This is a genomic window from Fulvivirga sediminis, from assembly GCF_016757215.1.
Taxonomy (GTDB): domain Bacteria; phylum Bacteroidota; class Bacteroidia; order Cytophagales; family Cyclobacteriaceae; genus Fulvivirga; species Fulvivirga sediminis.
Genome location: NZ_JAESIY010000006.1, coordinates 1 through 13,800, shown reverse-complemented (window position 1 = coordinate 13,800; position 13,800 = coordinate 1). Strand labels below are relative to the sequence as shown.

Here is a 13,800-nt window from a genome sequence, read left to right as displayed (position 1 = left end):
TGGAAGTATACTTCCAGACCTTTTTTGTTTTATTATTTTTACCAATTTCGACTATGTTAGTTGGCTTTTTAATACAGCTAAACCTTCTTCAAAAGAATGAGGCTGATATCCTAAGTCATTTTCGGCTTTTGTAATTACAAAACCAGTTTTAGGAGGCCTTTTGGCTGTTTGTTTGAATTTAGAACCATCTGTTTTTGTGATTAGAGACTGGTCTAGTTTAAAGAAATCAGCGGTTTTTATGGCCATTTCATAAGGAGAAAGCATTTCTTTACCACTAATGTTATAAATACCCTTAGCCTGGTTTTTCGCTATTAAGAAACATCCTTGAGCTAGGTCTTCTGCCAGTGTAGGAGTCCTCCACTGATCGTCTACTACTTGGATGTTCTTTTGACTTTCTAGGCTATTTTTAACCCATAATATAATATTAGACCTGCTCATGTCATGCGCTATGCCATATACTAGCACTGTTCTGGCTATAGCCCAAGATATATTACTTTCTATAATAAGCTTCTCCGCGGCTAGTTTACTTTCACCATAAAAATTAACTGGAGCAGGTTCTGCATTTTCTTCAAGTGGGCCATGAGAGCCATCAAAGATGAAATCTGTAGACACATGCACCAGGTGGGCTCCAGTTTTTTCAGCAGCAGCAATCAGATATTCCACTGCATGCACGTTTAACTTCCAGCAGCCATCATGGTCAGTTTCGCACTGATCTACATTGGTCATAGCCGCTGTATTAATAATTACCTCTGGCTTATGTTTGGTAATTATAGCGTTGACGTCCTCTTCATTAGAAATGTCCATTGATTCATAAGTGTACTTATTATCAAAAGAAGGGAGTCGGTTTTCTCCTCTTGCTGTGGCGATAAGTTCTATATTATCTTCGCCGCTGGTAAGAAGTTTTACAAGTTTTTGTCCTAGGAGGCCGTTAGATCCGGTAATTAGTATTTTCACAATTTAATCCTGTTTAGGGTATTCGTATCCGTATAGTTTAGTAATTTTTTTCTTGGGAATTTGTTCAACTTCTACGGACATTTTTAAATCCTCTACAGGCCGATCCCTACGGTCGGTAGGCTGCTCGGCAATTTTGTCTATGATATCCAGTCCATCAATTACTTTTCCAAATACAGTGTATTCATCATCTAAGTGAGGAGCACCTCCTATGGTAGTATAAGCTTTCAGCCTTTCTGGTGAAATAGTTTTAGAAAGATCAACAGACATCACCTGTTCCATATAATCTTTCATTTCCATTAGCTTTTTGCCATAGGCTTCGGGGCCTTCGTTTTGATAGATATTAAAAAGCATTTGTTTTACAGAATCCTGATCAGAGCGGGCCATCAGCTGTTGGGCGGTGGTTCCCAGTTTTTCCATGTCGGTAGTCAGTTCTTCCTTAGTCCACGTTTTTCCTTGTACTATATAAAACTGGCTTCCGCTTGACTCTTTCTTGGGATTAACTCTATCATCTTGTCTGGCGGCAGAAAGGGCCCCTTTAGCATGGAAATGATTTTGCTTAATTTCTGCAGGAATGTTATATCCTGGGCCTCCAGAACCTAGTGGTGCATTCTTTTTCGCATTTTTAGAGTCAGGATCGCCTGTTTGTATCATAAAGTCTTTGATTACTCTATGAAAAAGTAAACTATCATAAAATCCGTCTTGAGCTAGCTTAACAAAGTTTTCCTTGTGTTCAGGAGTATCATCAAACAATATGGCGTGCATGTCGCCATAATCAGTATGAATGGTAATAAGATAGTCTTTTTCAGATGCACAAGAGCCCATGGCTAGTAGAAGCAATGCAAGAATTAAAATTCTGTTGGTCATGAGTTTTATTAAAGTTGATTAAGTTTTTCTCTAATGTCTAAAAGGATTTCCTCTCCACCAGCAGCGAGCACTTCTTCTGCTAGCTCTTCCCCTGCCTGCTCACCATCTTCTATTTTATTCATAATTCTCTTTCTGATGATCTTATCACCTTCAAGGTTTACAATGCCTCCTTTTACCGTTATCGTTTCATCATGGATATCAGCAAGGGCAAACACAGGAATGCTACAGCCTCCTTGTAATGTTCTAAGAAATGCGCGTTCGCAGAGTAACCTTTTTTCTGTAACGTCATGGTTAACATTTTGCCTGATGAAGGTTTTCTTTTCTTCGGATAGGTTGGAGGAAGCTTCTATAGCAATACTTCCTTGGCCTACAGCAGGAATGAATTTATCGAGTGGTAGCTTAGAAATAATCATATCGTCATATCCCATGCGATGTACTCCGGCATAAGCGAGTAGAAGTGCATCGCAAGCGCCGTCTTTCATCTTTTGTATGCGAGTTTGTAAATTGCCTCTTACAGATACCGTTTTTACATGAGGGTAGAAATGTTTCAGAAGGGCTACTCTTCGAGTAGACGATGTTCCAATAATCAGATTTTCCTGTTCTAATGATATTTTCATGTCCAGGCCTACCAATGCATCATTTACCACTTCCCTTTCTGTGAAAGCTATAAGTTCGAACCCATCAGGAAGTTCTGATTGCATATCTTTAGCACTGTGTACAGCTATATCAATATTGCCTTTTTCTAGCTCTGCCTCTATTTCTTCAGTAAATACACCTTTACTTCCGATTTTAGCTATGGAAACATCAAGTATCTTGTCTCCTTTGGTCTCAATAGTAATTATTTCTGTTTCAGCACCACCTTTACTAAGTAAGTCAGCAATATGCTCTGCTTGCCAAAGGGCCAGTTTGCTACCTCTTGTTCCTATTCTGATTTTGTTCATTTACTTTATTATTCTGGCTATTTGAAGCGAAAGATCTAAGAATATAATTTTTGGACTAGCATTACGCTCTAAATGGTAATGCGCGTCATTAATAAGTTTGCTAATTGATTCTACTTTAGTACTATCCATTACTTTACTAAAGTTTTCTATGAATGAACCTACAGCTCCGCTTACCCTTTTTAAGTCAGGTGCAGCGTTGTAAATAATGGCCTCTCTAAACATGTTAAGCGCATAAAGAAATAAACTTCTTTGCGCTACTTTATTCATGCTATGAAACTGGTCGCTTTTAACAACAAGTTCACTAAAGTCTTTTCTAAAACAGTCACGCATCCAGTCTGTAAAGAGCTGGTGGCTGTCATCTTCAATATTGTTTAGGAGTTTCACGGCCAGGTTATAATCACCATCAGCCAGGTGAGATAACTGGTTTGCTTGCTGAGGCTCTAATCCATGGTTTTCCTCTAGCATTTGTTGAATGCTTTCATCGCTAAATTTAGGGATAGTAACTATTTGAGTTCGCGATAAAATGGTGGTAAGTAGGCGCTCAGTGTCGTTAGAAACCAGCAGAAATATAGTTTTTTCTGGCGGCTCTTCTAAAATTTTAAGGATACCATTGGCAGCTGCTGCATTCATATATTCTGGCAGCCAGATGATCATCACTTTATACTTGCCTTCGAAAGCTTTTAATGAAAGGTTTTTTATGATTTGCCTACTTTCTTCCTTTGATATATTTACTTGCTTATCTTCTCCTCCATAATGCGCTGACCAATTGTCGATACCACCGTATGGCGTGGAACTAAGGAATGCTCTCCATTCTTTGAGATAAGAGGAGCTTACTACATCTTTGCCTGTAATATTTTTAGTGGCACTTACCGGATATACAAAGTGCATATCTGGATGTATGAATCGTTGGTTTTTGTAGCATGAGGGGCATTCTCCACAGGCATCATTTTCTGATGGTTTTTCGCAGTTTAGATAATTTGCAAAGGCCAGAGCCATGGGTAAGTTGGGGCTGCCAGGTTTACCCATAAATAGCTGAGCATGTGCCACATGATCACTACTTACTGAATTTATCAGCTGCTTTTTTACGTTGTCAAGTCCTTTTATATCAGCAAATAGCATATTATTCTTTTTCCCAGGTGCGGTATTTTGCAGTTAGTTCAAATACTTTATCTAAAATGTCTCTTTCAGTTTTGTCAAAGATGATCTGCCTTCTTTCCATCACTTTTTCGGCAACCTCACACGCTTTCTCAGCTCTGTAAGTTTCAAGGCCAGTTGCTCCTCCCCAAGTGAATGATGGAATAAAGTTTCTTGGTTGTCCGGCACCGAAGATGTTACAGGAGACTCCTACTACTGTGCCTGTATTAAACATGGTGTTGATGCCACATTTGGAGTGATCCCCCATCATCATGCCACAGAAAGTTTCTCCTGTGTCTGAAAAAGAGTCATGTTTATAACTCCAGAGACGGACAGGGGTGTAATTGTTTTTTAGGTTGGAGGTGTTGGTGTCAGCACCAAGGTTGCACCATTCGCCTATAACAGTATTACCTATATAACCTTCATGGCCTTTATTGCTATAGCCAAAAATTACAGAATTACTCACTTCACCTCCCACTTTGCAGTAAGGTCCTACAGATGAATCACCTCGAATTTTAGCTCCCATGCTCAATACTGAGCCTTCTCCTAAAGAAAAAGCTCCTCTGATCATAGCGCCTTCACTCACTTCTGTGTTTTTACCAATATAGATAGGTCCTTTTTCTGCGTTAATAACCGCAGCTTTAATGGTGGCGCCTTCTTCAATGAAAACATTCTCTTCACCATATACTATAGTGTGAGGATCTATAATGTCAGCAGAAGTACGATTATGAGTAATCAAATCAAAGTCAGCTCTGATCTGTTCCGCATTCTTTTTAAAAATTTCCCAAGTATTGCCTATAATAGTTACAGGTCGGTCATAAGGAAATTTCTCCATGGCGTCCAGCTGTTGTAAGTTGAGCTGGTTTACCTTGGCAGCAATCACCTGCTCGCCGGTGGTTAATAAAGTGTTTTCAGATAGGGAGAGTATAGCTTCTAGCAGCGCCTCGTCAGGGCATACTGCTCCATTGATCCATAGATTGTCTTCTGTATCTATCAATGGAAATTTTTCACTCAGATAGGCTTCAGTGCTAAAAGAAACATCGGTTTTCAGTCTTCTAGCCCATTTTTCAGAGATAGTGAGTATTCCTACTCTTATTTCCGAAACAGGCCGGGTGAATGTAAATGGAAGCAGCGAAAGCCTGATGGTTGGTTCATCAAAAAGGATAACATTCATGATTGCAAAAATAAAAAAGTCTTCAGGATAAATTCACCCTGAAGACTTTTTTATATGATAAATGTTATGCTTAAAGAATTACTTCTTTTTGTATTTTTTGTTGAATTTTTCAACTCTACCCGCTGTATCCACAAATAGTTTTTTACCAGTGTAGAAAGGGTGTGAAGCTGAACTAACCTCCACCTTAATTAGAGGGTACTCGGTTCCATCGTCCCATTTAATGGTTTCGCTTGATGACATGGTAGATTTAGTCAAGAACTTATAGTCACTTGATGTGTCGTAGAAAACTACCTCTCTGTACTCAGGATGTATGTCGTTTTTCATTTTATATACCTTTTCTTATCGTTCTTCCCAAAAGAGGCACAAAATTACTCATTTTAATTATAAGTGCAAGGGCTTTCGCCTTTATTTATTTGAACCTCTTTTATTAATTGTAATTATTAAGTTTTGGTAATGTAAAGGTAAATATAAAAATTCCATTATTTTGCACTTTTATATAGAAGGTCAGAATAAAGGCCCATTTTTTTATTATGAGAGATTTAAAGAGTGTTTTTCTTCTAATCGCGGTGTTGCTTCCGCTCTATTCACAAGCTCAGAGTGCTTTGGTACCGTTGAATTCCGATTATTATCATACTGTAGATAGGTATGAAATATTGGGGGGTGAGCTATATCCGGGCTTTTTTACTTCATGGAAAGGCTATGAAAGGGCTGACGTGGCGAAGTTTGTGGATTCTTTAAAGCTAGAAGATCATAATTGGAGTAAAAGTGATGCTTTTAATCTTGAATACCTGAGTAATGATAACTGGGAGTACGGGGATAGTTCTAATAACATAAGTAGAAAACCTATTCTTAAGCATTTTTATAGATCAAAATCAGACCTGTATCACGTAAAAGAGAAGGACTTTGATCTTCATGTTAATCCAGTTCTTTACTTATTGGGAGGTGTGGAGTCAGCTTCAAGTCAAAGGACTTATATTAATACCCGCGGTGTTGAAGTAAGAGGTATGATTGATGAAAAGGTCGGGTTCTACTCTTTTATAGGCGAAAATCAAGCTATTTTCCCTGAATATGTAATGTCTGATATTCGTCAGAATATAGTCGTTCCTCATGAAGGGTTTTGGAAGGGGTATAAGGATAGTGGAGTAGATTTTTTAACAGCTCGGGGGTATATAACTTTTAATGCTACTAAGCATATTAACCTGCAGTTTGGTCATGATCGCTTCAAAGTAGGAAACGGCTACCGATCTTTAATTCTGTCTGATTATGCGCCAGGGTACTTGTTCCTGAAAATGCAGACAAAAGTATGGAAGCTGAACTATACCAATCTTTTTACTGAGATGACTGCCAATGTAGAAGGTAATAGTACCGGACTTACTGGTAGCAGAAACTATGATAAGAAATTCATGTCTCTTCATCATTTGAGTTTAAATATAGGAAAGAAACTCAATGTAGGCGTTTTTGAGGCAGTTGTTTTTAGTAATGCTGATTCAACTGGAAATAATAGTTATGAGCTTAAATACCTTAATCCTATCATTTTTTACAGAGCAGTAGAACAGCAAAATGGAAGCTCTGATAACGTGCTATTAGGAGCAGATTTCAAATGGTTTCCTGTTAAGAAAGTATCTCTTTATGGTCAGTTTGTATTAGATGAATTTGTGCTGGAAAACTTCAAATCTGGTAGTGGATGGTGGGGAAATAAATATTCTTTACAACTAGGAGCTGAGTATGTAAACGCATTAGGTATAGATAATCTTGATTTGCAGGTGGAAACCAATATTGCCAGACCGTATATCTATAGCCATGATACTGATTTTGGTAGTTATTCACATTATCAGCAGTCATTAGCCCATCCGTTGGGAGCCAATTTTAATGAAGTGGTTGGTATATTGAGATATCAGCCCATGGGTAGGTTGCAAGTTACCGCCAAACTCATCAGAGCTGAATATGGCACTGATGGTGAAGATCAGAACTGGGGAGGAAATATTTTATTAAAAAATCAGACACGAGAGCAGAATGAAAATAATGAGATTGGGCAAGGAGTAGGTACTACACTTATGTATGGTAGTTTAGCCCTCTCTTATCAGTTTAAGCATAATTTGTTCGTAGATCTTACCCATATTTACCGAGATCTTAAGAGTGATCAGGAGAGTTTAGATGAAAATACTAATTACACCTCTTTGGCACTTCGGTGGAATATTCCTCACAGGTACCACGAGTTTTAATTTGAAACGGGTAAATTCGCAGATTGTAGGGTTAATGGGTTAATAAAAGTTATGAAACTGTTCTTTAGAGTATTTAGGTATGCACACCATTTAAAAGTGCTATTTCCTCAATATGTATTATATATATTTCTTAGTGCGGCTTTCAGTGTAGTGAATTTTGCGATGCTGATTCCTTTACTCAATGTGCTATTTGGGCAGGACACCGCCAAGCAATTTGAAAAGCCTACTGAGTTTTCACTGTCGTTAGATTACGCTACAGATTATTTTAACTACTACTTTACTACCATAGTAGAGAATGAGGGTAAAAAAGAGGCACTCATGTTTGTGTGTCTGATAGTGGTAGTATCTGTATTGATGACTAATGTGTTTAGGTATTTGGCCGCTATTGTTAGTGCCAGAGTAAGGTTAGATGTGATCAAGAATTTACGGATGTCCATTTATAATAAAGTGTCCATCATGCATCTAGGCTTTTTCTCTAATGAAAGAAAGGGTGATTTGATGTCTCGAATCACCAATGATGTGCAGGAGGTGGAAAACTCAGTGCTTAATAGTCCTAAATCATTATTAAGGGAGCCGATTCAGGTAATATTTTACTTTGTTACACTTTTCGCTATTTCATATAAGCTTACTTTATTCACTATATTAATATTGCCTATATCAGGCGGTGTATTGGGGTATGTGGTGAAAAAACTGAAAAGAAAAGCCGTTCAAAGTCAGGAATCTTTAGGCCGAATAGTGAATATTTTGGATGAAACACTAGGAGGTATACGCATAGTGAAGGCATTTAATGCTTTGAATTATGTGAGAAAGAAGATGGATGATGAAACAGACTTCTTTAAAAAAGTAAACCTTTCTTATGCTCATAGAAAAGAGATGGGATCACCTATCTCTGAAGTATTGGGAGTAGGTATAGTTACCATTATCCTTTACTATGGAGGTAGCTTAGTACTGGAAAACGATGCTTCATTGAATGCTAGCCAATTTATAGCTTATCTGGCTATTTTCTCTCAAATCATTTCACCTGCTAAAGCATTTTCTCAAGGAATATCCACAGTGCCTAAAGGCCTGGTGGCAGCGGATAGAATATTTAGCGTTATAGATACTAAGCCAGCCATTACAAATAAGCCTAATGCCAAGGTTTTGCCTGCTTTTGAAAAGGAACTTACTTTTGAGCATGTAGATTTTGCTTATGAGAAAGAAAAGGTTCTGAGTGATATTAATCTCACTATACCTAAAGGTAAAATGGTGGCTTTGGTTGGTCCTTCAGGTGGAGGTAAGTCTACACTGGCTGATTTAATCCCGCGCTTTTATGACCCTACAGGAGGGGGCATTAAAATTGATGGTGAAGATTTGAGAGACTATGACATTGATTCTATCAGAAAGCATATGGGTATTGTTACTCAGGAATCTATACTTTTTAATGACACTATTTTTAACAATATTGCTTTTGGTATAGAAGGAGCCAAGCGTGAAGATGTAATACAGGCTGCGAAAATTGCTAATGCACATGATTTTATAGAGGGAATGGAAAACGGCTATGATACCAATATTGGAGATAGAGGTATGAAGCTTTCCGGTGGGCAAAGGCAGAGAATAAGCATAGCGCGCGCTGTATTGAAAAATCCGCCGATATTGATTTTGGATGAAGCCACTTCTGCGCTGGATTCAGAATCTGAAAGGCTGGTACAGGATGCTCTTTCTAACCTTATGAAAAACAGAACATCACTGGTAATAGCACACAGATTAAGTACCATACAGTATGCTGACGAAATAGTAGTTATACAGGACGGAAAGGTGATAGAACGCGGTTCTCATACCGAATTATTGAGCCAGGAAGGCATGTATAAAAAGCTAAATCTGATGCAGAATACTTGATTAATTTTTGTATTTTTAATTTTAACGGAAGTAATTATTCTATAATTTGCCCTCTTTCAATGTATTAATTTATGAAGAAGCCAAAGTCTATATTTTATCTAATCTATTTTTTATTCCATGTTTCTCTTTTACTAGCCTCAATCTATGTAAACTATATGTCTGAGGACCTACAGTTTCTTTTTAAATTGAAAGGACATATGGATCTCATGATTTATGTTACCATTTTAGGTCTGATATTGTTTTTTATAGATGTGGTGCTGATAACCATGGAGGTCAGATCACATAAAAAAGAGAAAGAAAGACTGGAACATGAAATTAATTCACTTAAAGCAAAAATGTTTGATTTGCAGTCAGTAAGTGGTACTCAAAGAACTGCTAATACTGCCGTAGAAGGTAAAAAAGAGGAAGAGACAGACCAATAATTATTTATGAGTAACTTACAGTTGATAAAGCAGGAGCTATTGCAGGCTTCTGATGTGTTGGATGATTTTTTAACAGACACTACCAATATTCAAAAGATTGAAAGTGCGGCTAACTTGTTTGTAGAAAGCTTTAAGAAAGGGGGCAAGGCCATATCTTGCGGTAATGGAGGTTCCCATTGTGATGCAATGCATTTTGCTGAAGAGCTCACCGGCAGGTTTCGTGATGAAAGAAAACCCTTGCCTGCAGTGGCAATTTCAGATTCCAGTCATATTACCTGCGTAGGTAATGATTATGGATATGATAAAGTGTTTTCACGTTTTGTAGAGGCTTTAGGAACAGAAAATGATGTGCTTTTAGCGATAAGTACTAGCGGTAATTCCCGAAATATTATAGAAGCAGCACGTGTGGCCAGAGCTAATGGCGTAAAAGTAGTAGCGCTTACTGGTAACGGCGGAGGCGAACTGGGTGAAATGGCTGATCTGGAAATTCGTGTGCCCCATTATGGCTATGCGGATAGAATCCAGGAAGTACACATCAAAGTAATACATATTCTTATCATGCTCATTGAAAAAATGGTGTAATTATGCTAGCAAAGACTTTTGGAGCGGCAGTTTACGGAGTTGATGCAAAAATTATTACCATAGAAGTAAATGTGGGGCAGGGTACCAAGTTTTTTATGAGTGGCCTGCCTGACAGTGCTGTAAAAGAGAGTGAGCACCGCGTAGAATCAGCGGTGAAATTTCATAGATTTAGAATGCCTCGCCAAAAGGTGGTGGTGAATTTGGCACCTGCTGACATTAAAAAGGAAGGTAGTGCTTATGATTTGCCTATCGCGTTAAGCATTTTACAAGCTTCTGATCAGATCGTGGCAGAAAAGCTTTCCCAATATGTTATCATGGGAGAGCTGTCATTAGATGGTGAGCTGAGGCCTATTAAGGGGGTTTTACCTATAGCAATTGAAGCTCGAAAGAATAAATTTAAGGGCTTTATCCTGCCTAAAGAAAATGCCAGAGAAGCAGCCATTGTTAATGATCTGGATATAATCGGAGTAGAGAATATTAAAGAGGCAGTCGACTTTTTTGAGGGTGAGCTGCAAATAGAGCCTTTAGTAATAGACACTAGAGATGTGTTTATGGCTGAGCTAAATAACTATGATTTCGACTTTAAAGATGTTCAAGGTCAGGAAAATATAAAAAGGGCATTGGAAATTGCCGCAGCTGGCGGCCATAATGCTATTATGATAGGTCCTCCCGGGGCTGGAAAAACCATGCTGGCCAAGCGGTTGTCATCCATTTTGCCTCCTTTGTCTCTGGTGGAAGCACTGGAAACTACTAAAATACATTCTGTAGCAGGTAAGCTGGGAGCTAAGGCCAGTCTTATATCAACAAGGCCATATCGTGCCCCTCACCACACCATTAGTGATGTGGCTTTGGTAGGTGGTGGAGGGAATCCACAACCTGGAGAAATTTCGTTAGCTCATAACGGAGTATTGTTCTTAGATGAATTGCCGGAATTTAAGCGAACTGTTTTAGAGGTAATGCGTCAGCCTATGGAAGAGCGTAGAGTCACCATTTCACGAGCCCGTATTTCGCTAGACTACCCCGCTAATTTTATGCTGATAGCCAGTATGAATCCATGTCCTTGTGGATATTATAACCATCCTGAAAAGGAATGCGTATGTGCTCCTGGTGTGGTGCAGCGCTATCTCAGCAAAGTAAGCGGCCCTTTACTAGACAGGATTGATCTGCATGTAGAAGTGACTCCGGTATCATTTGATGAAATGACGGCTAATAGAAAAACTGAAAGCAGCGAAGAGATCAGAGATAGGGTGATACAAGCGCGAGATAAACAGATAGAGCGCTTTAAGGAGACACCAGCTATCTATTGCAATGCCATGATGCCTTCTCAAATGGTAAAAGAGGTATGTGATATCAATGAAGCTGGCCGTACACTATTAAAAACCGCCATGGAAAAGTTAGGTCTCTCAGCCCGAGCCTATGATCGTATCCTGAAAGTGTCTCGCACCATAGCTGACCTGGCAGGCACTGATGAAATAAGAATTGAACACTTGGCCGAAGCTATTCAGTACCGAAGTCTGGATAGAGATGGTTGGGCAGGGTAGTGTGTGGTTAAGAAATTTATTCATTAAGTAAAGTAGATAAATTTAGGTATGAACTCATTGTTTGGAGTCATTTATATTCGTTTATTGAATATGGAATCTTTATGAAGTCAAAATGTCTACTCTAAAGGAAACTCAAGTTGGTTATTTTTTGACCTATGATCTTTGGAAGTCTGCCAAGGATCTGTTGGATTATCAAATAAATGATAGGAAGGATTATAAAATTTATAACACTTTTAATTTTCTTTATTTTGAGCAGGTAATAAGAAAAACAGAAAGGTTAAAATCTAAGGCTTATTATAACGAACGTATCTCAAATAATCTATTTTATGGTTTTGAAAGAGAGTTTTTTTTGCATAAATATACCATTCCTAAAATAGGCGCTGGTTTAAGAAATTATTACTTTTTCAGCTACCCTATGCAGCAATTAATGTATGCGTTTGGACTTTATATTCTGCGGGTAACACATGAATTCTTAACAGGGGAGAAGGGTAAAAAGATAAAATCTTTTTACGGTGGTGACTTGAAGTTTGAAAAAAACAAACTAGTTCTTAAAGAGAAGACAACCCTATATTATTCTCGTTATAAAGAATTTAAAAGTGAGTTACAAGAAGTAACGGAAGACCCTGAGGACAAAATAATTATTAGGTTAGATATTCAAGATTACTATGACAATATAAGTATTAAAAAATTACTTGATCTGATTGAAATTAATGTTAAATCTAGTGTTTTAAAAAAGAATAATTTTGATTCAGCTACTAAAGAGCAAATTGAATTTTATTACCGCTTTTTAAGCGACGGCATTGACAATATTCCTCAGTCAGATAATAATATTATTTCTGGCTTTATTGGATATTTGTATTTAACCTTTGGTGATTTAATTATAGAAGATGTAATCAATGAGCTAAATGAAGGATTCAGAAAAGTCGACTATAGAATTGTTAGATATGTTGATGATATTTATGTTTCTCTAGACTTTAAGCACTATCCTAACTTTGAATTGAAATTTGATAAAGAACTTAGATATCAATTTGTTCAGAGATTATTAAATAAAATAGCAGATAAATTTCACGCTGAATTAAATTTAAGATTTAATAATAAGGTACAGGTATTTGAAGTTGGCAATGCAGATGAAAGAAATAGGTTTCGGAGTTTAATGAATAAGGTTTCCGAAGATTACCCTGAAGCTCAATTAAAGAAGGGGCTGTCGCCTTCAGAGCAGTTTACTAAATTACTTAATGTTACTGATGATATAAAACAAAAGGGCATCAGTAAATTTCACAAAAATTTGGATGAATTTGATAGAGAAACTCTTAAATATGTATATGATAAACATGTTTTGAATTTGATACAAAATAACATTCCAAAGCTTGAAAGAAAGTTCAAGGATTTCAATTATGAACTTTTACATGTTTATCCTCAGCCATTAATAATTTTGATATCTGCTTGCACTGAGGCTCTGGAAAGTCTTGAGAGTCACTTATTGTCGAAAAGCATTTTCACAACATTTGATTTATGGATATTACTAGTTTTGCTGTCACAACCTAAATTTTCAAATAGAGGGGCGTTATTCAAAAAGCTTGGAGAGAGTGAAAAATTTAGGCCTGTTTTTGAATTTATACGTTCAAAGAAAGTATCTGATAATGCTAATACAGGCTATTATAGTGTTAATTTCAGGAAAATGAAGCAAATTATAAACTATGCTAGTTTTGTGGAACAAATTCGCCAAAGGGTGTTTGCAGAAAGGCAAAATTATTATTCCGTATCCTTGAATCATTTGTTAAATGAAATCCATTTTGTTTGCTATGTATCTGAAGGTGAAAAAGGTGAGATTAAAAACTATAATGCAGGTAATGTAGAACAATATTTGAAGTCAATATATTTAGATAATAACACAGTTATACAAATTAGGAATCTGTTTGATCGACGTAATAATAATCCTATCTCTCATGCTGGTAGTGATTCTAGAATTGCTTGGGGAGTTAGTAAACAAGAATATTATGTGTATAAAGGTTATGTATCCAAAGTATTAGATTGGATTTGCAACAAAAAACTGGACAATAAATTAAGCACATTTAGATTGGTTTTGTTTAT

Annotated in this window: 12 protein-coding genes; 6 read left to right on the top strand and 6 right to left on the bottom strand. The window is 37.2% G+C overall.

Going from position 1 to position 13,800, the window contains the following annotated elements:
- Window positions 1-51: 51 nt before the first annotated feature.
- From JL102_RS11565 to JL102_RS11540, 6 genes are all read right to left on the bottom strand, one after another.
- A complete protein-coding gene (locus JL102_RS11565) occupies window positions 52-957 on the bottom strand; it encodes an SDR family oxidoreductase (protein ID WP_394369241.1) in 906 nt (301 codons plus the stop codon).
- Complete coding sequence (locus tag JL102_RS11560; protein WP_202244570.1) at window positions 958-1,818, bottom strand: peptidylprolyl isomerase; 861 nt, start codon at window positions 1,816-1,818, stop codon at window positions 958-960.
- Window positions 1,819-1,826: 8 nt separating this feature from the next.
- On the bottom strand, window positions 1,827-2,759 hold the full coding sequence (gene hemC, locus JL102_RS11555; RefSeq protein WP_202244569.1) for a hydroxymethylbilane synthase: 933 nt from the start codon (window positions 2,757-2,759) through the stop codon (window positions 1,827-1,829).
- Window positions 2,760-3,878: a DNA polymerase III subunit gene (locus JL102_RS11550; RefSeq protein ID WP_202244568.1), complete on the bottom strand. Its 1,119-nt coding sequence runs from the start codon at window positions 3,876-3,878 to the stop codon at window positions 2,760-2,762.
- Between the two features lies 1 nt (window position 3,879).
- Window positions 3,880-5,067, bottom strand: coding sequence for a GlmU family protein (locus JL102_RS11545; RefSeq protein WP_202244567.1), 1,188 nt, complete (start codon window positions 5,065-5,067; stop codon window positions 3,880-3,882).
- Between the two features lie 78 nt (window positions 5,068-5,145).
- Window positions 5,146-5,391, bottom strand: coding sequence for a type B 50S ribosomal protein L31 (locus tag JL102_RS11540; RefSeq protein WP_202244566.1), 246 nt, complete (start codon window positions 5,389-5,391; stop codon window positions 5,146-5,148).
- 206 nt (window positions 5,392-5,597) lie between these two features.
- On the opposite strand from JL102_RS11540, the gene JL102_RS11535 reads away from it, so the two are divergent.
- The 6 genes from JL102_RS11535 to JL102_RS11510 form a co-directional block, all read left to right on the top strand.
- The gene (locus tag JL102_RS11535; RefSeq protein ID WP_202244565.1) at window positions 5,598-7,289 is read left to right on the top strand and encodes a hypothetical protein; all 1,692 of its coding nucleotides are present in this window, start codon (window positions 5,598-5,600) and stop codon (window positions 7,287-7,289) included.
- Between the two features lie 51 nt (window positions 7,290-7,340).
- Window positions 7,341-9,164, top strand: a complete 1,824-nt coding sequence (locus JL102_RS11530; protein ID WP_202244564.1) for an ABC transporter ATP-binding protein — start codon at window positions 7,341-7,343, stop codon at window positions 9,162-9,164.
- A 155-nt stretch (window positions 9,165-9,319) separates the two neighbouring features.
- The gene (locus JL102_RS11525; RefSeq protein WP_202244563.1) at window positions 9,320-9,586 is read left to right on the top strand and encodes a hypothetical protein; all 267 of its coding nucleotides are present in this window, start codon (window positions 9,320-9,322) and stop codon (window positions 9,584-9,586) included.
- 6 nt (window positions 9,587-9,592) lie between these two features.
- A complete protein-coding gene (gene lpcA / locus JL102_RS11520; protein ID WP_202244562.1) occupies window positions 9,593-10,168 on the top strand; it encodes a D-sedoheptulose 7-phosphate isomerase in 576 nt (191 codons plus the stop codon).
- A 2-nt stretch (window positions 10,169-10,170) separates the two neighbouring features.
- The gene (locus JL102_RS11515) at window positions 10,171-11,709 is read left to right on the top strand and encodes a YifB family Mg chelatase-like AAA ATPase (RefSeq protein ID WP_202244561.1); all 1,539 of its coding nucleotides are present in this window, start codon (window positions 10,171-10,173) and stop codon (window positions 11,707-11,709) included.
- A 112-nt stretch (window positions 11,710-11,821) separates the two neighbouring features.
- Window positions 11,822-13,800: AbiA family abortive infection protein (locus tag JL102_RS11510; RefSeq protein ID WP_202244560.1), on the top strand; the 1,979-nt coding region annotated here is incomplete at its 3' end.

Excerpts from the sequence above, each read along its gene's own strand:
- JL102_RS11560 (WP_202244570.1), bottom strand. The coding sequence starts at position 1,818 with ATGACCAACAGAATTTTAATTCTTGCATTGCTTCTACTAGCCATGGGC.
- hemC (WP_202244569.1), bottom strand. The coding sequence starts at position 2,759 with ATGAACAAAATCAGAATAGGAACAAGAGGTAGCAAACTGGCCCTTTGG.
- JL102_RS11550 (WP_202244568.1), bottom strand. The coding sequence starts at position 3,878 with ATGCTATTTGCTGATATAAAAGGACTTGACAACGTAAAAAAGCAGCTG.
- JL102_RS11545 (WP_202244567.1), bottom strand. The coding sequence starts at position 5,067 with ATGAATGTTATCCTTTTTGATGAACCAACCATCAGGCTTTCGCTGCTT.
- JL102_RS11540 (WP_202244566.1), bottom strand. The coding sequence starts at position 5,391 with ATGAAAAACGACATACATCCTGAGTACAGAGAGGTAGTTTTCTACGAC.
- JL102_RS11535 (WP_202244565.1), top strand. The coding sequence starts at position 5,598 with ATGAGAGATTTAAAGAGTGTTTTTCTTCTAATCGCGGTGTTGCTTCCG.
- JL102_RS11530 (WP_202244564.1), top strand. The coding sequence starts at position 7,341 with ATGAAACTGTTCTTTAGAGTATTTAGGTATGCACACCATTTAAAAGTG.
- JL102_RS11525 (WP_202244563.1), top strand. The coding sequence starts at position 9,320 with ATGTCTGAGGACCTACAGTTTCTTTTTAAATTGAAAGGACATATGGAT.
- lpcA (WP_202244562.1), top strand. The coding sequence starts at position 9,593 with ATGAGTAACTTACAGTTGATAAAGCAGGAGCTATTGCAGGCTTCTGAT.
- JL102_RS11515 (WP_202244561.1), top strand. The coding sequence starts at position 10,171 with ATGCTAGCAAAGACTTTTGGAGCGGCAGTTTACGGAGTTGATGCAAAA.